Here is an 18,466-nt window from a genome sequence, read left to right on the forward strand (position 1 = left end):
GAAGGTGGAGATTGTGCTGCCCGAGAGTACGAACGGGACCAGTGGAGGGGATCTGGCGGTCCCCATCGCCTGGCTGTGTGCCGAGTACATAGCGGATCACGTGCTGCGCGCCGGCGGCCTGGTGGAGACCGGCTCACTGGAGTTCAGAGCGGGCCGGGAGACCCTGGCCCTGACGGTCTACCTGTGCGACAGCGAGGACGAACCCGCCGGTGTACGGATGCTGTCCGGGCTGGACGAGTGGCTGTCGGTCACCGCGTACGGGCACCCCTGGAAGGAGTGGGTACGCGAACGCATGGCCGTCCGGGAGGCCTTCGAGCGGGACACCGGACGGCCGGACCCCGATCTGGCGCTGGCCAGGGACGCCTGGCGGTGGCTGGAACAGACCGAGCTGCTCGCGGCCGACCTCGGCGACGACCCCGGGTCGTGGCATCCCGCTCTGCCGGTGGGTCCGGCGCCGGACGAGTCGTCGCAGGTGTGGACCCCGGCCTGGCGGCTGGGGCTTCCGCTGGGGCACCTGGCCGTCCATCTCTTCTGAGCTCGCGGTCCGGCCTGCTGCCCGGCGGCCGGCGCCGTCCGGTGTCCGGTGTCCGGTGTCCTATGTTCTCGACGCTGCTGCACGCCACTCCCGGCAACGAGACGACACACGTGTTGTGCGGCTCAGCACCCGCCGGAGTTCTTGTGCACCCCGGCGCGGTACTTGGGGATCCTTGCGGTGATCTTCATGCCTGCACCGGTACCCGTCTCGATGACCAGACCGTAGTCGTCCCCGTACACCTGCCGCAGCCGTTCGTCGACGTTGGACAGACCGATGCCGGAGGAACGGGAGCCCTCCCCCGCCAGGATCCGGCGCAGCTCGGCGGGGTCCATGCCGACGCCGTCGTCCTCGATGGTCACCACCGCCTCGGAGCCCGCGTCCTGTGCCGAGATCGAGACGCGGCATTCGTCCCTGGAGTCCTCGAGTCCGTGCTTGACGGCGTTCTCGACGAGCGGCTGGAGGCAGAGGAAGGGCAGCGCGACCGGGAGCACTTCGGGGGCGATCTGGAGCGTCACCTTGAGCCGGTCCCCGAAGCGCGCCCCGGCGAGCGCCAGGTACTGCTCGATGCAGCGGAGTTCGTCGGCGAGGTGGGTGAAGTCGCCGTGCCTGCGGAACGAGTAGCGGGTGAAGTCAGCGAATTCCAGGAGGAGTTCACGGGCGCGCTCGGGATCGGTACGGACGAACGAGGCGATCGCGGCGAGCGAGTTGAAGATGAAGTGGGGGGATATCTGCGCGCGCAGGGCGCGGATCTCGGCCTCGATGAGCCGGGTCCTGGAGCGGTCGAGCTCGGCCAGTTCCAGCTGCACGGAGACCCAGCGGGCGACCTCGGTCGCGGCCCGTACGAGGACCGCCGATTCCTTGGAGCCATAGGCGACGAGCGCGCCGAGCACACCCTCCTCGCCGGTGAGCGGGGCGACGACGGCCCAGCGCAGTGGGCACTCGGCGTCGTCGCAGCCGGTGCGGATGCTCTGGCTGCGGCCGGAGTCCAGCACCTCGGCGACCCGGCGCATCACCCGCTGCTGGTGGTGGTCGCCGCCGAGGCCGTCCCAGGCGAGGACGGTTTCGCGGTCCGTGAGGCAGAGTGCCTCGGTGCCCAGCAGCGAGCGCAGCCGGCGGGCGGCCTTGCGGGCGGTGTCCTCGGTGAGCCCGGCCCGTAGCGGCGGCGCGGCGAGCGAGGCGGTGTGCAGCGTGTGGAAGGTCGCGCGCTCCACCGGGGTGCCGAGGTCCAGGTCGGGGTCGGTGTCCCGCCGCGCGGTGAGCCGGCCGAGCGCGAACCCCGCAGCGAGCAGGACGGCTCCGGCTGCGCTCAGGGCGGCCAGTGCCGTTCCGGTCATCGCTGCGCTCCTTCGGGCTGCGGCCGTCCGACGAGGTCTTCCGGCAGATGGAGGCGCGCGAGGATGGCGGCGGCTCCGGACGGTATGTGGCGGGGGGTCGCGAGCGACACCAGCACCATGGTGAGGAAGCCGAGAGGCACCGACCAGACGGCGGGCCAGGCCATCAGGGTGTGCGCCCAGCCTTCGGGGGCGAGGCCCGCCCGGGTGGCCATGACGGCGGTCAGCGCGGCGCCGCCGCCGGCGACGAGTCCGGCCGCGGCGCCCGGCGGGGTGAGCCGGCGCCACCAGATACCGAGGACGAGCAACGGGCAGAACGACGAGGCGGAGACGGCGAACGCGAGCCCGACGGCGTCCGCCACCGGCACATTGGTGGCGACGATGCTCACGGCGAGCGGAACCGCCATGGCGAGGACGGTCGCGAGCCGGAAATGCCGTACGCCGCGCGAGGGCAGCATGTCCTGGGTGAGGACGCCCGCGACGGACATCGTCAGCCCGGAGGCGGTGGACAGGAACGCGGCGAACGCGCCGCCCGCGAGGAGCGCGCCGAGCAGATCGCCCGCGAGACCGCCGACGATCCGTTCCGGCAGGACGAGCACGGCGGCGTCGGCCTCTCCGGTGAGGGCGAGTTCGGGGGCGTAGATACGGCCGAGGGCGCCGTAGACGGGCGGCAGCAGGTAGAAGGAGCCGATCAGACCGAGCACGACGAGGGTCGTGCGGCGCGCGGCACGGCCGTTGGGGCTGGTGTAGAAGCGGACGGCGACATGGGGCAGTCCCATCGTGCCGAGGAAGGTGGCGAGTATCAGTCCGTAGGTCGCATAGAGCTGGTAGCCGTCGCGTCCGCCCGCGAGCGGCTGGGACCAGCTGAACGGGTCCGCGCCGGTGGACGCACGTTCGGGTACTTCGGCGCCCTTGGGGAACGTGAGGGTGGTCCCGGCGTCGATGTGGTGGGTCCCCTCACCGAGGGTGAGCCGCTGTCCGTCGTGCCGGGCGCCGTCGACCGAGCCGGAGACGCTGACGGTGAGCGGTCCTTCGAGCTCGACCCGTACGGTGTCGTCGATCCGGACGACGGTGTGCTCGCGGAGGACGGTGGGGGCGTCGAAGCGAGCCCGGGGGGCGTCGTCGCCGAGCCAGGCGGCGACGAGGAACAGGGCGGGCACCAGGAGCGCGGTGAGCTTCAGCCAGTACTGGAAGGCCTGCACGAAGGTGATGGAGCGCATGCCGCCGGCGGCGACGGCGCCGGTGACGACGACGGCGACGACGAGTCCGCCGACCCAGTCGGGTGCGCCGGTGAGTATCTCCAGGGTCAGCCCCGCGCCCTGGAGCTGCGGGAGCAGATAGAGCCAGCCGATGCCGACGACGAAGAGGCTGGCGAGTCGCCGCACCGTGGCGGATTCGAGCCGGGCCTCGGCGAAGTCGGAGAGGGTGTACGCCCCCGAGCGGCGCAGCGGGGCGGCGACGAGTACCAGCAGAACGAGATAGCCGGCGGTGTAGCCGACGGGGTACCAGAGCATGTCGGGGCCCTGGAGGAGCACGAGTCCCGCGATACCGAGGAAGGAGGCGGCGGAGAGGTACTCGCCGCTGATGGCCGCGGCGTTGAGGCCGGGTTTGACGGTGCGCGAGGCGACGTAGAAGTCGGACGTCGTACGGGATATGCGCAGGCCGAGGGCGCCGATGAGAACGGTCGCGAGGACGACGGAGGTGACGGCCGTCACCGCATAGGTCTGGTTCACCGGTTGTCCCCCGCTCGCGGCGTCAGCGGCCCTCGACGAGCCCGGTGAAGTCGCGTTCGTTGCGCTCGGCCCGGCGGACGTACCAGCGCGCGATCAGCCACATCACCGGATAGACGGCCACTCCGAGCACCGCCCAGACGAACGGCTCGGGAGAGGAGAAGGAGCCGAGGACGGCGGCGGGGAAGGCGAACAGCAGGGGGAGCGTGCCGACGAGGAGGACGAGCGTGCCCAGCGCGTACAGCGCCGTGCGGAGCTGGCTTCGCATCAGGGAGCGGACGTACACCGTGCCGAGCGGGGTCTGCTCGCTGATCTCGGAGCGCGCGGGCGCGTGACCGGGCCGGCGGCGGGCTCCACGGGGCACTCCGGTGACCACTTCACGGCGGGGTGGCTGCTCTGCAGACATCGGTGTCCGCTCCCGGCATCTCTCGGCGACTCGTTCGGACGGGCGGCACGTTCGGGCAGGTGCAGGTCCGAGGATCTACGGAGTCTACGCAGGAGGAATGACGCAGGGTAGGCGCCCGATGGTCTCGGCCCGATCACGGTGGCGCGGATGCGCCGCCCCGGTCGCGGGTCGCGGCGCCCGGGGCTCGATGGCCCGCGCGCCGGCGGGTGCAGTCCGCGAGGGCGATCTCCAGTTCGACGTACGACTCCTCGGCGCGGCGGAACGCGACCTCCAGGGCGGCCTCCGCGCGCGGTCCGACCAGTCCCTGCGTGGACTCCTGGATCTCGTACAGCACATCGGCCCACCGGCCGGCGGCGCTCTTGGCCTTGGCGAGGAGCGCCTCGACGTCGCCCGGGCCCGCGGGCCGGATCGCCTGCAGCCCGCCGAGCTCCTTGAGCAGCGCTTCGATGTCCGACATCAGGCCCCTCCTCCCCTTGCCGATCAAGCGTAGGCGGGTGCGGGGAGCGGCAGCACGGATTCCGGGTGCGGCTCGGTCAGCGGGGTGCGCCCGTCGCCGTACGGGCCCGGCGGGACGACGAACGGCGCCCCGCGCGCGCCGAACGGTCGCGTACGGCCGCTCAGCCCCGCGCGTGGCGCATCAGCAGATCGCGCAGCTGGCGCGCGTGCCGGCGGCTCACCGCGAGCTCCGCCGTGCCCACCCGGACGGTCGTGGCGCCGGCGTCCAGGCGCAGCTCCTCGATGCGGCCGAGGGCGACGAGATGGCTGCGGTGGATCCGTACGAAGCCCCGGGACGCCCAGCGTTCCTCCAGGGTGGACAGCGGGATCCGGACGAGGTGGCTGCCCTCGGCCGTGTGCAGCCGGGCGTAGTCGCCCTGGGCCTCGACGTACGCGATGTCGTCTATCGCGACGAACCGTGTCACACCGCCGAGTTCCACCGGAATCTGCTCGGGAGCGCCGCCGGGCGCGGCGGGTCCGGTGACGAGGGGCCGGGTCGGCGGCGACGGATTCGGCCCGGGTGAGGGCGCGGAGGCGGACCGGGGCGAGGACACGGGGGCGGGCGTGGGTGAGGGCGCGGGGGCGGGCGTGGACCGGCCCGAGTCGCGCGCCGCGGCGGCCAGATCGCTGACGCGCCGCACCGCCTCGGCGAGCCGCTCCCGGCGGACCGGCTTGAGGACGTAGTCGACGGCCTTGAGGTCGAAGGCCTGTACGGCGAAGCCCTCGTGGGCCGTGACGAACACGATGAGCGGGGGCCGCGCGAAGCCCGCGAGCAGCTTCGCGACGTCGAGTCCGGTCAGCCCGGCCATGTGGATGTCGAGGAAGACGACGTCGATGGCGTCCTCGCCGTCGGGACCCGCGTCGAGTGCCCGGCTGATGCGCCGCAGCGCCTCGGTGGCGTCGGTGGCTCCCTCCGCACTGTGCACCCGTGGATCGGAGCGCAGCAGATACAGCAGTTCCTCGAGCGCCGGTTTCTCGTCGTCGACCGCCAGTACGCGCAGCATGCTGCGGATTTTAGGCGCGCGGCACGCATGGGACCACGGGCCGGCCACGCCGGAACCGGCGCCGGCTCGTGCCCGTGCAGACTTTCCGGACTCACGGATGAGCACGGAAGGGTTCCTCTGCGTATTCCCCAGTGACCCACGGTACGTACGACGTGTATGGACCGTTCGTAGCCGGCGAGCCGAAGGATTGGTCCATGAATCTGCGGGAGCGGCACCGGGATGTGGCCGCCTATGCGCTGGGCGTCCTCGACCCCGCGGACGCGTTCCGCTTTGAGGAGCATTTGTCCGAGTGCGTGCTCTGTGCCGTGCGCCTGACCGACTTCACGCCGGTCGTGTCGGCGCTGTCCGATCTCGCCGGTCCCGGCCGGCCCGAGACCCCTCCGGCGCCGCGGTTACTGCACCGGATGCTCCATGAGGTCGGGGTGTTCCACCGGCGCAACTCCCGCCGCAGGCTGCGGCTGGTGGCGGCGGCCGCCGCGCTGATCGTCGCGCTGCCCGCACTCGTGGTGGGGCTGTCGCGCGACGCGGGCGGCGGCCCCGACGAGCGGATCGCGGCGACCGACGCTGCGAGCGGGGTGTACGGCGCGGTTGATCTGCGGGCGTCGGACTGGGGCACCGCGGTCGCGCTGCGGGTGGCCCGGCTGCGTGGGCCGCGGACCTGTGAGCTGGTAGCGATAGACAAGGACGGCGAGGAGCACACGGTCACCTCCTGGTCGGTGCCGAGCGGCGGTTACGGCATCCCCGGCTCGCCCGGGCACGAGGAACCGCTGGACATCGAGGTGGGCACGGCACTGCAGGACCGCGAGATCGACCGCTTCGAGGTCCATACGGTGAACGGCGACCGCCTGGTGTCCCTGGAGCGCTAGGGTCCCGAGTCAGAAGTCCTTCGGTGGTTCTTCCAGATCCCGGCTGGCGGTCGGCCCGCGGTGGACCGCAGCCTGCGTCCCGCGAAGGCGATGCCTGGAGCATCCCGCGCCCGGGCGAGAACTACCTAAGAATCTCCGACTCGGGACACTAGGGCCTGTCCGGCGGATCAGGCTGGATCAGCGAGCGCCCGCCGCGAAGCGGCTGATGTCACTGATGCGGCTTCGGATCCAAGGCGGAGGATGGGGGTCCCCCGCCGAAGGCAGGGGGAGCATGGCGGAGCCATGCCGACTGACGACAACGCAGGAGACGGAGCCGCATGACGCCGCGAGCCCAGCAAGATCCACCGGACCGGCCCCAGGGTCTGTCGTTCGGATCAGCCCGGCAAGATCCGGACGACAGGCCCTGAGTCACTTCAGCAGCCGGGACATGCGGCGGTCGGCGAGCGGCTTGCCGCCGGTCTGGCAGGTGGGGCAGTACTGCAACGACGAGTCGTGGAAGGAGACTTCGCGGATCGTGTCGCCGCACACCGGGCAGAGTTCGCCGGTGCGGCCGTGCACGCGCAGTCCGCTCTTCTTCTCGGCCTTGAGGCGTCCGGCGGCGAGGCCGTGCGAGCGCTCGACGGCCTCCTTCAGAGTCGTGCGCATCGCCTCGTACAGTCCGGTGATCTCGTCCTCGCCGAGCTTCGAGGTGAGCTTGTACGGAGACATCTTCGCGACGTGCAGGATCTCGTCGCTGTAGGCGTTGCCGATTCCGGCGATGAGGCTCTGGTCACGCAGTGCGCCCTTGATCTGGCGGCGTTCACCGGCGAGGAGTGCGGCGAAGGCGTCCCGGCCGAAGTCGTCGGCGAGCGGGTCGGGGCCGAGGCGGGCGATGCCCGGGACGTCCGCGGGGTCGCGTACGAGATGCACGGCGAGCCTCTTCGTGGTGCCCGCCTCGGTCAGGTCGAAGCCGTCGCCGCCGGTGAGTGCGGCGCGCAGGGCGAGCGGACCCTTGCCGGGCCGGGGCACGCCGGACGGGAGAACGTCCTTCCACTGGAGCCAGCCGGCGCGGGCCAGATGGAAGACGAGGTGCAGTCCGGCGGTGGTGGTGATGTCGAGGAACTTCCCGTGCCGGTGCACGGCGGTGACCTCGGCGCCCTCAACGGCGGTGAGCGGCGGGTCGTACGTCTTGAGCACGCTGATCGCCACGGGCAGCAGCTTGGCGATCTCTTTGCCCACCAGGTTCTCGTCGAGGAATTCCCTGAGCGCTTCGACCTCGGGCAGTTCCGGCATGGATCCAGGGTGCCAGCACCGGCGCGGCGCGGCGAGCGTGGGGGGTCTGCCCCCCCACACCCCCGGCACGGCCTTCGGCCGTGTCCTCGACGCCGGACGGGCTGGTTCCCGCCTCTACCGGGTCAGCGCCACCAGTGCTGCGAGCTCCTCCTCCATGCTGCGCGCGAGCCGGTCCACGTCCGGCAGCGCCTTGCCGTCGGCGACCAGGCCGACGTGCACGTGTCCGCGGTACGTCGACATCGCCACCGCGAGCGACTGCCCGCGGGCGAGCGGCGCCATCGGGTAGATCTCGCTGAGCGGGCAGCCGCCGAGCGAGAGCGCCGAGCGCGGCAGCGGCACGCTCGTGACGAGCACGTCGAAGAGCATGCGGGCGGCGTTTCCGGCCAGCGGCGCCCCGAAGCGGTGGGCGAGCGGCGGCAGTTGGTCGGCGATGAGGGCCACCGCCCCGGCGCCGCGCATCGGGCCCGCGGCCTTGTTGCGGTCCATGCCGCTGCGGACGGCGTGGAGCCTGAACCAGGGGTTGGCCTCGGACACGGGCAGCCCGAGCAGATAGGCGGAGAGCTTGTTGCCGGAGCCGGACGGGCTGCCGGGGCGGCGCCGGGACACCGGGACCAGGGCACTGGGGTCGGCGAGGGGCAGGGCGTCGCCGCGCTCGGTCATCCAGCGCCGCAGCGCCCCGGCGACGGTGGCGAGCAGCACGTCGTTGGCGGTGCCACCGGCGGTCCTGCGCACCTGGTGCACATCGTCCAGGGAGAGGACGGCGGTGGCGAGCCGGCGTGTCCCGCTGGAGGTCGCGCTGAGCGCGGCCGTACCGCGCGGGTCGAGCCGCCCGGCGCGGGCGAGCGAGGCGCCGACGAGGGATGCGCCGACGCCCACGGCCCGGCCCAGCTCCTCGATCCGGCCGCGGGCCATACCGGCGACCTGCCAGGGCCCCGGCAGCCAGGAGCGGGGCGGCACGGTCCGGGCCTTGCGTCCGTTCCTGCGGCCGCGGGGGTCGGCGATCTCGTCGAAGATCCCGGCGCCGATGGCGACGGCGCGCATGCCGTCGGCGAGTGCGTGGTGGAGTTTGACGAGCACGCCGAACGGGTCGCCCCGGCCTCCGGTGAGGAGGTACATCTCCCACGGTGGCCGCCCGCGTTCAAGCGGACGTTCCATCAGTTCTCCGGCGAGCCTGGCGGCTTCCGCGGCGAAGTCACCGGCCGGCAGCCGCACCTGACGGAGGTGCCGGCGTACGTCGAAGTCCGTGTCCACCATCCAGGCGGCACCGCCGACCGGCAGGAGGACGTCGCGTACCCGCATCCTGAGCCGGGGAATCGCTGCGGCGCGGGAGGCGAGCAGTCCGAGGATCTCCTCGCTGCCGATGCCGTTCCCGTCGCCACTGCCGCCGTCCCCGGCCGCGGGCGCGGGCGGGGTGAAGTGGGCGAGCGCGCCGAGGTGCATCGGGTGGTCGGCGGTTTCGAGGTGCCAGAAAGCCAGATCAAGAGGTGCCAGAAGCTCGCTGCTCAAAGGGGTCCTCATGTCCTAGGGCCGGAACACAGGAGTATGCAGTCAATCGCCTGCAGTCGGTTACGGTCAAGTACAATCAGGTTACATAGGGTTACCATCCGGTAGTGCTCAGGTTGCCTGCCGGTCCGGAACGATGAACTCGCACCACACACATTTGCCGCTGCCGCGCGACTCCACACCCCAGACGTCCGCCAGCCGGTCCACCAGCATCAGCCCCCGGCCGGAGACTCCGGACTCTCCAGCCTCCCGGCGGCGCGGCAGGGCGCTCGACGGATCCTCGACCTCCACCCGCAGCCGCCGCTCGGGTCCCGACAGCACGCGCACGGTCACGATCGCGCCGCCGTCCGTGTGCATCAGGGCGTTGGTGATCAGCTCGTCCGCCGCCAGCTCGATCTCGTCGGACTTGTCCGCCGCTCCCCATGCGCGTACCGCGGCCCGGATCATGTGCCGGCCGGACCTCAGTGCCTCGGGGTCGTTCTGGGCGACGTGCTGCTGCAGCCTTCCACCCGTCTGCGGGGCGTACGCGCCATGGCGGCGCAGCAGCAGGATCGCCACGTCGTCGTCGCCCGCTCGCTCGTCGACCTCGTCGCAGAGCTGGTCGGCGAGCAACTGGAGGTCCTTGGGGCCGCCGCGGATCGTGGCCGTGAGCAGTTGCATCCCGTCGTCGAGGTCGGCGCCGGGCTGTTCGACGAGTCCGTCGGTGTAGAGCAAGAGGCTCTGCCCGGGGTCCAGTTCGACGGTGGCGACGGGGTATTCGAGGCTGCCGAACTCGGCGGACAGTCCGAGCGGGAGTCCGCCGTCCACCGGGATGCGGCGGCAGTCCCCGTCCGTGGTGAGCATCAGCGGGTCGATGTGCCCGGCCCGGACCATCTGGACCACACCCGTCGCCAGGTCGGTCTCCGCGTAGATGCAGGTCGCGAAGCGATCGGTGTCGAGCTCGTGGAGGAACACGGAGGCGCGGGCCATCACGGTCGCCGGCGTGTGTCCTTCGGCGGCGTAGGCGCGCAGGACGATGCGCAGCTGCCCCATCACCGCGGCGGCGTGCGTGTCGTGGCCCTGGACGTCGCCGATGACCGCGCCGACGCGTCCGCCGGGCAGCGGGATGACGTCGTACCAGTCGCCGCCGATGTCCCGGCCCAGCCTGGCGGAGCGGTAGCGGACCGCGATCTGCGCTCCCGGCACGGACGGGATACGCCGCGGCAGCATCGCCTGCTGCAGTCCTTCGGCGAGGTCGTGTTCCTGCTCGAAGAGGACCGCTCGCTGGAGGCTCTGCGCGATGCTGCTGCCGAGTGCGACGAGCAGATTGCGTTCTTCGGTGGTGAAACCGGTCTTGTCGCTGTAAAGCAGGCCGAGTGCGCCGATGGGGCGGGCCTGGGCGATGAGCGGCATGTAGGCGGCCGAGGTGATTCCGAGACCGCTGATGTGCGGCCACAGCCTCGGATAGGAGTCGGCGAAGTCCTCCTTCGACTCGATGAAGCGGGGCGCGAGGGTGCGGATGACCTCGCTCATCGGGTACTGCTCGTCGACGCGGGTGTACCGCGTCCCGGGTACGAACGAGCCTTCGGGACCCTCGGCGACGAGATGGATCCGGCCCGACTCCAGGAGCCCCACCACCATGCTGGTGGCGCCGAGGCGCTCGAGTCCGTGCGAGTCCTTCAGTACGTCGATGACGTCCTTGACCGTCCTGGCGTGCGCGAGCGCGGCCGTGGTGGTCTCGACGACGCTGGTCTGGCGCCGGCGTTCCGCGTCGAGCTCGACACGGGCGCTGGAGTCGGCGAGCTCCTGGGTCGCGTCACGGACGATGCCGATGATGCGGTGGGGTCGGCCCGAGGCGTCGCGCATCACCGACCCCTGGGTATGGGTCCAGCGCAGAGTGCCGTCCCGGCACCGGATACGGAAGTACGCGCCGTAGCTGGTGCTGCCGCTCTTGAGGGCCTGGGACACGAGCCCGTCCAGCCGGATCGCTTCGCTGCGCGGGAAGCGGGGGGCGAGGCTCTCGGGGCGTCCGTCGTACTCTTCGGCCGGCACGTCGAACACATCGAGAGCGGGCTGGTCCAGGTGCATCAGCCCGCTGTCGAGGTCCCAGTCGAAGCTGCCCATGCGGTTGAGGGCCAGACTCAGATCCGGGTGGGCGGGCCAGTCGTCGGGAAGCGACAGGGCACCCGCTGCCCGATCAACCATGGTGACACTCTGCCATCGTTTGTCCGATTTATCGAGCGGCGGGCCGACCGCCCGCTCAGCGCCGCGCGGTCTGCCCGTCGGCGAGCGGCGCGGCGGAGTCCCCGGCAGCGTCGGGCGCCGCGGAGTCCCCAGCCGCGTCGGGCGCCGCCGAGTCCCCGGCAGCATCGGGGGCCGCCGAGTCCCCGTCGGCGTCGGGCGCCGCGGCATCCGACGGCACGGCGTCCGGGAGGATCACATCGGGCCCGTCGCCCGTGCCGCTGCCCGTTCCGCCACCGCCGCCGGGGCGGTCCCCCGGGCCCCAGAGCGCGGTGCCGGACGGATCGAACGCACCCTGGCCGTCCTGCTGCGGCTGCGGCAGCGCGTCGGGATCGCCCGGGACGCCGGGCACGGACTGGGCCGCGCCCGCATCAGGGCTGCTCGCGCCGGGGGCGCTCGCATCGGGAAGGATGGCGTCGGGCCGGATGACGCCGGGACCGCCGGTCGGGGCACTCGGCACGCCGGGACGGTTGGTGCCCGTGTCCTGGCGGTTCGGCTGTGGAGCGGTGGCGTCGGGGCTCACCGGCTGGGAGCTGGAGGTGACCGGGCCGGCCGGCAGGCCCGCCGGCGCCTCGGTGACATGGGTGCCGGGGTCGTACGGCGGTGGCACGTCGGGCTTGCGGTCCGCCTCGCCGTCCGTGCCGCTCTTCCGCTCCATCCAGGCGTTGCCCACGATGTCGACGATCACCAGGCTGTCGATCACATGCGCCGCGCGGGTGATGACGACGACGCGCCCGGGGTCGTAGCCCTGCCACGGCTTACCCTGCTCCTCCGGGGTCCCGGCCGTGACCACGGGCGAGGCCAGTGGACTGCCCGAGGCGCAGCGGACCCGGGGCGATCCGTGTTCGTCGACCAGGACGGCGGTCCCGGCCTGCAGGACGGTCTGGTGGCGCTGGGCGGTGCCGTCGCGGTAGCCGTGACTGGTGACCCGGGCGTCGGCCCTGAGGAGCACCGGGGTGAGCCCGCGCAGGAAGGCCGGGATGTCCTGCTGGCTCACGCCGGCCCCCTGGGTGAACGCGTCGCCCTTCACCCGGTCGGCCATGAGGAAGCGGATCTGCTGCTCGACGTCGCAGCTCGCGACCGAGCGCGTACCGCCGTACAGCCCCGGTGTGGAACCGAGAACGGTCCGGATGGGCCGGACGGTGGACTCGGGGCCGCTCGCCCCGGTGGTACGCGGCGCGTGGAAGTCCCCGGACGCGCCCGTGGTGGTTGCCGTCGAAGGGGTGAAGGGATCAGGACCCTGATCCGCTGCCGCCTGCAGATGTACCTGCTGCGAGGCCGAGGTACCCGGCTGCCCCTGACCTGCCAAGCTGCTGCAGCCCGTGACCAGTAGAGCGGCCGTCAGGCCTGCCGACAGCGCGGCCGGCCCCGCGTACCGGCCTTGCTTCGGTGAGCGCACGAACATGTCCCGCCATCTCCCGCCTGTTGCGAATTGCACCCGGAGTGATCTTTGCGATCTCTCCTGTCATGCCGCATTCCGGCGGAACCCGCGACTTGAACACGTTCAGTTCCTAGCCTAAGCTCGCGAGCAGGAATTGAACACGTTCAAGCAGGGGGGTGGGGCGTGATGACCGCTCTGGTCAACGCGATCGTCATGCTGGGCATGCTGGTGATCGTCCCGGCGGGTCTCCGGCTCGTCACCGCACCCGCTCCGGTTCTGTTGCGCAGGCTGTGGCCGCTGCTCGCCGTGCCCGGCGCGATCTCCCTGTGGCTGCCGCGCGGCCCCGTCGCCACCGCACTCGCCTCGGTCTACGCCCTCGCCACCCTGGCGCTGGCCCTGTATGCACCCGCGCGGCTGCGCCGCACCGTGCCGCCAAGGCCCGCCGGACGCGGCACGCGCCCGCCACGCACGGCCTCGGCAACGCGCTGGGCTTCGCGCTCTGCTCGTTGCTGGCGTGGCATCGGCTCCACGCCCCCGTACGCCCGTCGGGCATCGCCCCGCTGCCACCGGGCACCAACACCGTATGACCGGAGGAGACCGCCCCATGCGCACCACCGAAGCAGCCCCGAACTACCGGGAGACCGGCGCCACCCGCCTCGGCCCGCTCCCGGACGGCTACAACCACCTCCACCACCGCACCCGCATCGGCCGCGGCCGCACCGTCTTCGAGGCCGCCGGTGCGGCGGTCACCACCTGGCGGATGCATCGCGCCACGGGCGCGCGGGTACGGGCCGCCTCCCCGCACGCCGAGCCGGGCACTGCCGTGGAGGTGTCGCTCGGCATCGGCCCGCTGCGGTTCAGGGCGCCCTGCCGGGTGATCTGGACGGAGTACGAGCCGGCCCGCACCGGCTTCGCGTACGGCACCCTGGCGGGCCATCCGGAGAGTGGCGAGGAGTCCTTCACGGTGGAGCTCCGGGACGACGGTTCGGTCTGGTTCACCGTGCTGGCCTTCAGCAGGCCGGCCCGCTGGTACTCACGGCTCGCGGGGCCCCTCGTACCGGTGCTGCAGCGGCTGTACGCACGCCGGCTCGGTGCCGTACTGCGACGGATCGCGGCCGAGGCCGATACTGGAGGTACCGGAGGAACGCGATGGAGTGGTTCACGGCACCCGACTACTGGCTGAGCAGGCTGGTCTTCCAGCGGGCGCTCGCCGTGATCTATCTCGTCGGCTTTCTCGGCGCCGCCCTCCAGTTCCGCGCCCTGATCGGTGAGCGCGGCATGCTGCCGGTGCCCGCGTACGTACGGTTCGTACCCCTGCGGCGGGCACCGAGCATCTTCCAACTGCACTACTCGGACCGGTTCTTCGCCTGCTGCGCCTGGGCCGGGGTGGTGCTCGCGGCCGCCCTGGTGGGCGGTGCGGCCGATCAGCTGCCGCTGTGGACCGCGATGCTGTGGTGGGCGGTGCTGTGGGCGCTGTATCTGTCCATCGTCAATGTGGGACAGACCTGGTACGCCTTCGGCTGGGAATCACTGCTGCTGGAGACGGGATTCCTCGCGATCTTCCTGGGGAACGAGCGTGCGGCACCACCTGTGCTGGTGCTGTGGCTGCTGCGCTGGCTGCTCTTCCGGGTGGAGTTCGGCGCCGGGCTGATCAAGATCCGCGGCGACGAGTGCTGGCGGCGGCTGACCTGCCTCTACTTCCACCATGAGACCCAGCCGATGCCGGGACCGCTGAGCTGGTTCTTCCACCATCTGCCGGGGCCGCTGCACCGGGTGGAGGCCGGCGCCAACCACGTCACGCAACTCCTGGTCCCCGTCCTGCTCTTCACCCCTCAGCCGATCGCGAGCGCGGCGGCCGGGCTGATCATCGCGACCCAGCTGTGGCTGGTCCTGTCCGGCAACTTCTCCTGGCTGAACTGGCTGACGATCACGCTGGCGCTGTCCGCCGTCGACGTCTCCCCGTTCACCGGGCCGCATCCGCTCCCCGGGCCGCCTCTCTGGTACGAGATCCTGGTGATCGCGGTGACCGTGCTCGTGCTGGCCCTCAGCTACCGCCCGGCCCGCAATCTGCTCTCCCGGCGCCAGGCCATGAACCGCTCCTTCGACCCGCTGCACCTGGTGAACACGTACGGTGCGTTCGGCACGGTCGGGCGGGTCCGGTTCGAGGTCGTCGTGGAGGGCACGGACGAGCGGGTGCTGCGCCCCGGCACGGTGTGGCGGGAGTACGAGTTCCACGGCAAACCGGGAGACATCCGGCGGTTGCCGCGCCAGTTCGCCCCGTACCATCTGCGCCTCGACTGGCTGATGTGGTTCGCGGCACTCTCCCCCGCCTACGCCCGCCCGTGGTTCGGCGGCTTCGTCGAACGGCTGCTCGACAACGACCGCGACACGATCCGGCTGCTGCGCCGCAATCCGTTCCCCGACGCCCCGCCGCTGTACATCCGCGCCCGGCTCTACCACTACGAGTACACGACCTGGCGGCAGTTGCGCGCCACGGGCGCCTGGTGGCAGCGGCGCTATCTGCGGGACTTCCTGCCGCCGACCCGGCTGAGCACGACCGATGTGACGGCCGAACGGGTGTGAACGGGACGCAACAGGGGTGCAGAACGTGTCGTACCCCCCGGCCCGTCATGGCCAGGGGGTACATGATCCAGCGACCCGCGTCAGTCGACGCCGGGCAGGATGTGCGGCTCCTCGAGGTCGTCCTCGTATCCGGCGAGCCGGATCGGTGCGGACCTGGCCCAGACCTCGAGGCTGCCGAGCTCGTCGGGCCGCCCGGCCCGTTCGCTGCTTGGCGCCGGCCGCTGGTCCTGCTTCGTCACTTCAGTTGTCACCGCGCACTCCTCTGTGTCGCGCAACAGGGGGACATGGGCATTCCGGTCGCGGTGGCGCCGTTTCCAGGCGGGATCGCGGCCGTGATGCGGGCCTGTCCCAGGGCGGCCGAGGGGTTTCGTGGGCCCTTGGTGGCCGTCCGTGGGCTCCAGGGTAACCAAATGAGCGCCCCTGCGCTCGATGGGGAACGTCACATTGGGTGTTTCTTTACCGGAAACCGTGCGGAGATGACGGCCCATCGGGTACAGCAAACCCCCGGACGGCCCTGTGCGCCCGGGGGTTGCGGCTGTTCGGGTAAGGGCCGGGTCTACCAGTTCGCCGGCGCGTAGTCCTTGAGGAAGCAGCCGAACAGGTCCTCGCCGTCCTCGCCGCGCACGATCGGGTCGTAGACCCGGGCCGCGCCGTCGACCAGGTCGAGCGGGGCGTGGAAGCCCTCCGCGGCCAGCCGGATCTTGTCCGGGTGCGGGCGCTCGTCGGTGATCCAGCCGGTGTCGACGGCGGTCATCAGGATGCCGTCGGCCTCGAACATCTCCTGCGCGCTGGTACGGGTCAGCATGTTCAGCGCGGCCTTGGCCATGTTGGTGTGCGGATGCCCCGCGCCCTTGTAGCCGCGGCTGAAGACGCCCTCCATGGCGGAGACGTTCACGACGTACTTGCGCTTGGCGGACGACGCGGCCATCGCCGGACGCAGCCGGCTGATGAGGATGAACGGCGCGGTGGAGTTGCACAGCTGCACTTCGAGCAGCTCGACCGGGTCGACCTCGGAGACCGTCTGGATCCAGCTGTTGGTGTCGTGCAGATCGGGAACGAGACCGCCGGCGTCGATGGCGGTGCCCGCCTCGATCCGGGCGAGCGACGCCGAGCCGGAGACCAGCGCCAGCTCGGTGACGTCCTGGGCGCTGAGCACGTCGGACTCGCCGGAGCGGGCGGCGGGCAGCGCGGCCACCCGGTCGACGCTGCCGCTGCCGAAGGTGCCGATCACCTCGGCGGGGGGCAGCTCGCCCGCGGGCAGCGGGGCACCCTCGGCCGCGACCAGCTCGCTGTACGCCTGCGGGGAGCGGCGTACGGTCTGCGCGGCGTTGTTGATCAGGATGTCCAGCGGGCCCTCGGCGGCGACCGAGTCGGCGAGCGCGACGACCTGCGCCGGGTCGCGCAGATCGATGCCGACGATCTTGAGGCGGTGGATCCACTCGTCGCTGTCCGGCATCGCCTTGAAGCGGCGGATCGCGTCGTTGGGGAACCGGGTGGTGATCGTGGTGTGGGCGCCGTCGCGCAGCAGCCGCAGCGCGATGTACATACCGATCTTGGCGCGGCCACCGGTGAGGAGCGCCCGCCGGCCGGTCAGGTCGGTGCGGGCGTCACGGCGGGCCCGGTTCTCGGCGGCGCACTTCTGGCACAGCTGGTGGTAGAAGGCGTCCACCTCGACGTACCGGGTCTTGCAGATGTAGCAGGACCGGGGGCGCTGGAGTATGCCCGCGATCTCGCCGGCCACGGACGAGGAGGGCAGCAGGCCCTGGGTCTCGTCGTCGATGCGCTCGGCGGAGCCGGTGGCGGTGGCCTCGGTGACGGACTTGTCGTGGGCGGTCTTGGCGGCCCGGCGCTCCTGGCGGCGGCGCTGCTTCACGGTCCGGTAGATCCCGGCGGTCGCCCGGCGGACCGTGATCGCGTCCGGGTGGTCGACCTCGAGCCGGTCGAGCTCTTCGAGAACGCTCAGGCAGACGGCCAGGCGCTCCGGGTCGATGCCCGGCCCGTACTCCTCGTCCGGCCCGCTCTCCTGGACGGGGCCGTCCTGTGTCACCGTCATCGCCGCTGCCGTTCCGTTCCCTGTGTCGCGCGTGTCGCGCGTGTCCCGCGTGAAGTTTCCAAAAGCGGAACTTTACGCCAGTCGGGAGTCCGGATGCCAAACCGCGCCTCTTGCCGGACCTCCGGGTCGAGTGAACCGTCACCCTCCGTCGCGACAGATGGCACGGGAGTAACGGCCGCGGCATTAGAATGGCGGCGCCTGATGCGGGGGAGGCGAAGCATGGACACCGTCATCGTGCAATTACCGGAACGCCAGGAAGAGCGGCGGGGCGGACCTCAGGACAGGCGCCCGGGAAACCGGCACGACAGACCCCGGCTGCTGCGCCTCGGTCCGGGAAACACGGCGGAATTCGGTCGTGGCGCGCCGGACACCCCGGTGCCCGTGGCCTTGGACGATCCCGGAGTATCGCGCCTGGCCGGGCAGATCACCGCCGCCGAGGACTATTGGCGACTGTCGAATTTCAGCCGGACGGTGACCTACGTCGTCGAAAATCTCGAAGGCGCCGGAGAGCACGTCAAGGTCGCACCCGGCAGACTCGGTGCGCCCATTCCGTTCGAATTCTCACGTGTGGTGCTGCCGGCCAGGGACACGGAGGCGTCCTTCAAGGTCTTCGCACCGGAGCACACATATCTGGACGGGGAGCCGCTGCCGCGCAAAGGCGAGCCGACGATGAGCCCGTTCACCCTCGATCCGACGTCGAAGTACTTCCTGGTGCTGCTCGCCCTGTGCGAGCCACGGCTGCGCCGCGCCTCCAGCGGAGCCGTGCCGGGTGTCGGCGAGGTACTGGAGCGGTTGCGCCCGCTGGCGGCCTGCCGGGACCTGACGCGGTCCGCGGTGAACTATCACATCGACTACCTCACCTCGGTGAAGCTGCGGCTGCGCGACGGGACAGAGGAGCCGGAAGGAACCGTGGGCGGCAAGCGGGACGAGTTGGTGGCGTTCGCGCTCCGCTTCGATCTGGTCCGCGAGGAGCACCTCGCGCTGCTCGCGCCGACGCCCGGAAGACCGGACAGGACCCAGGGCCCGGACCGGCCCTAGGTTCTGTCCGGGCCCTGGCGACCGACAGCAGCAACGGCAGGAGCGACGC

Annotated in this window: 16 protein-coding genes and 1 pseudogene; 6 read left to right on the forward strand and 11 right to left on the reverse strand. The window is 71.6% G+C overall.

Translation table 11 applies throughout. The features are described 5' to 3' along the window. Nucleotides 1–13: 13 nt before the first annotated feature. Nucleotides 14–535 carry a hypothetical protein gene (locus tag AC0699_RS06845; protein WP_478656553.1) on the forward strand — a complete coding sequence of 174 codons (522 nt, stop codon included), beginning with the start codon at nucleotides 14–16 and terminating at the stop codon, nucleotides 533–535. 122 nt (nucleotides 536–657) lie between these two features. On the opposite strand, the gene AC0699_RS06850 is transcribed toward AC0699_RS06845, so the two are convergent. The 5 genes from AC0699_RS06850 to AC0699_RS06870 all read right to left on the reverse strand — a co-directional run bounded on the left by AC0699_RS06850 (nucleotide 658) and on the right by AC0699_RS06870 (nucleotide 5,501). Beyond that, nucleotides 658–1,869 (reverse strand): histidine kinase, encoded by a 1,212-nt coding sequence (locus AC0699_RS06850; RefSeq protein ID WP_478656555.1) that lies wholly within the window; start codon nucleotides 1,867–1,869, stop codon nucleotides 658–660. Beyond that, complete coding sequence (locus AC0699_RS06855; RefSeq protein ID WP_478656558.1) at nucleotides 1,866–3,599, reverse strand: sodium/solute symporter; 1,734 nt, start codon at nucleotides 3,597–3,599, stop codon at nucleotides 1,866–1,868. The genes AC0699_RS06850 and AC0699_RS06855 overlap by 4 nt, the downstream gene beginning before the upstream one ends. A 22-nt stretch (nucleotides 3,600–3,621) precedes the next feature. Then, on the reverse strand, nucleotides 3,622–4,002 hold the full coding sequence (locus AC0699_RS06860) for a DUF485 domain-containing protein (RefSeq protein ID WP_478656560.1): 381 nt from the start codon (nucleotides 4,000–4,002) through the stop codon (nucleotides 3,622–3,624). Nucleotides 4,003–4,135: 133 nt separating this feature from the next. After that, nucleotides 4,136–4,459 (reverse strand): hypothetical protein, encoded by a 324-nt coding sequence (locus tag AC0699_RS06865; RefSeq protein ID WP_478656562.1) that lies wholly within the window; start codon nucleotides 4,457–4,459, stop codon nucleotides 4,136–4,138. A 160-nt stretch (nucleotides 4,460–4,619) separates the two neighbouring features. After that, nucleotides 4,620–5,501: a LytR/AlgR family response regulator transcription factor gene (locus tag AC0699_RS06870; protein WP_478656565.1), complete on the reverse strand. Its 882-nt coding sequence runs from the start codon at nucleotides 5,499–5,501 to the stop codon at nucleotides 4,620–4,622. A gap of 194 nt (nucleotides 5,502–5,695) precedes the next feature. Between AC0699_RS06870 and AC0699_RS06875 the strand changes: the two genes are divergently transcribed. Continuing rightward, a complete protein-coding gene (locus tag AC0699_RS06875; RefSeq protein WP_478656568.1) occupies nucleotides 5,696–6,367 on the forward strand; it encodes a zf-HC2 domain-containing protein in 672 nt (223 codons plus the stop codon). Between the two features lie 408 nt (nucleotides 6,368–6,775). On the opposite strand, the gene AC0699_RS06880 is transcribed toward AC0699_RS06875, so the two are convergent. From AC0699_RS06880 to AC0699_RS06895, 4 genes are all read right to left on the reverse strand, one after another. Further along, nucleotides 6,776–7,639 carry an Fpg/Nei family DNA glycosylase gene (locus AC0699_RS06880; RefSeq protein WP_478656571.1) on the reverse strand — a complete coding sequence of 288 codons (864 nt, stop codon included), beginning with the start codon at nucleotides 7,637–7,639 and terminating at the stop codon, nucleotides 6,776–6,778. A 114-nt stretch (nucleotides 7,640–7,753) separates the two neighbouring features. Next, on the reverse strand, nucleotides 7,754–9,145 hold the full coding sequence (locus AC0699_RS06885) for a wax ester/triacylglycerol synthase family O-acyltransferase (RefSeq protein ID WP_478656574.1): 1,392 nt from the start codon (nucleotides 9,143–9,145) through the stop codon (nucleotides 7,754–7,756). Nucleotides 9,146–9,253: 108 nt separating this feature from the next. Further along, nucleotides 9,254–11,326, reverse strand: coding sequence for a SpoIIE family protein phosphatase (locus tag AC0699_RS06890; RefSeq protein ID WP_478656576.1), 2,073 nt, complete (start codon nucleotides 11,324–11,326; stop codon nucleotides 9,254–9,256). Between the two features lie 55 nt (nucleotides 11,327–11,381). Then, the gene (locus tag AC0699_RS06895) at nucleotides 11,382–12,767 is read right to left on the reverse strand and encodes a DUF6777 domain-containing protein (RefSeq protein ID WP_478656578.1); all 1,386 of its coding nucleotides are present in this window, start codon (nucleotides 12,765–12,767) and stop codon (nucleotides 11,382–11,384) included. Nucleotides 12,768–12,965: 198 nt separating this feature from the next. On the opposite strand from AC0699_RS06895, the pseudogene AC0699_RS06900 reads away from it, so the two are divergent. The 3 genes and pseudogenes from AC0699_RS06900 to AC0699_RS06910 all read left to right on the forward strand — a co-directional run. Continuing rightward, nucleotides 12,966–13,115, forward strand: a pseudogene (locus AC0699_RS06900) (YndJ family transporter); the annotation flags it as partial. A 232-nt stretch (nucleotides 13,116–13,347) separates the two neighbouring features. Next, nucleotides 13,348–13,926, forward strand: coding sequence for a DUF1990 family protein (locus AC0699_RS06905; RefSeq protein ID WP_478657192.1), 579 nt, complete (start codon nucleotides 13,348–13,350; stop codon nucleotides 13,924–13,926). Continuing rightward, on the forward strand, nucleotides 13,893–15,326 hold the full coding sequence (locus AC0699_RS06910; protein WP_478657194.1) for a lipase maturation factor family protein: 1,434 nt from the start codon (nucleotides 13,893–13,895) through the stop codon (nucleotides 15,324–15,326). Before AC0699_RS06905 ends, AC0699_RS06910 begins: the two co-directional genes overlap by 34 nt. Nucleotides 15,327–15,406: 80 nt before the next feature. On the opposite strand, the gene AC0699_RS06915 is transcribed toward AC0699_RS06910, so the two are convergent. Further along, nucleotides 15,407–15,577: a hypothetical protein gene (locus tag AC0699_RS06915; protein ID WP_478656580.1), complete on the reverse strand. Its 171-nt coding sequence runs from the start codon at nucleotides 15,575–15,577 to the stop codon at nucleotides 15,407–15,409. 305 nt (nucleotides 15,578–15,882) lie between these two features. Continuing rightward, complete coding sequence (locus AC0699_RS06920; protein WP_478656583.1) at nucleotides 15,883–17,379, reverse strand: SDR family NAD(P)-dependent oxidoreductase; 1,497 nt, start codon at nucleotides 17,377–17,379, stop codon at nucleotides 15,883–15,885. A 219-nt stretch (nucleotides 17,380–17,598) separates the two neighbouring features. On the opposite strand from AC0699_RS06920, the gene AC0699_RS06925 reads away from it, so the two are divergent. Next, the gene (locus AC0699_RS06925; RefSeq protein ID WP_478656586.1) at nucleotides 17,599–18,417 is read left to right on the forward strand and encodes a serine/threonine protein kinase; all 819 of its coding nucleotides are present in this window, start codon (nucleotides 17,599–17,601) and stop codon (nucleotides 18,415–18,417) included. Nucleotides 18,418–18,466 lie beyond the last annotated feature (49 nt).

The organism is Streptomyces sp. NPDC043870, from assembly GCF_056435785.1.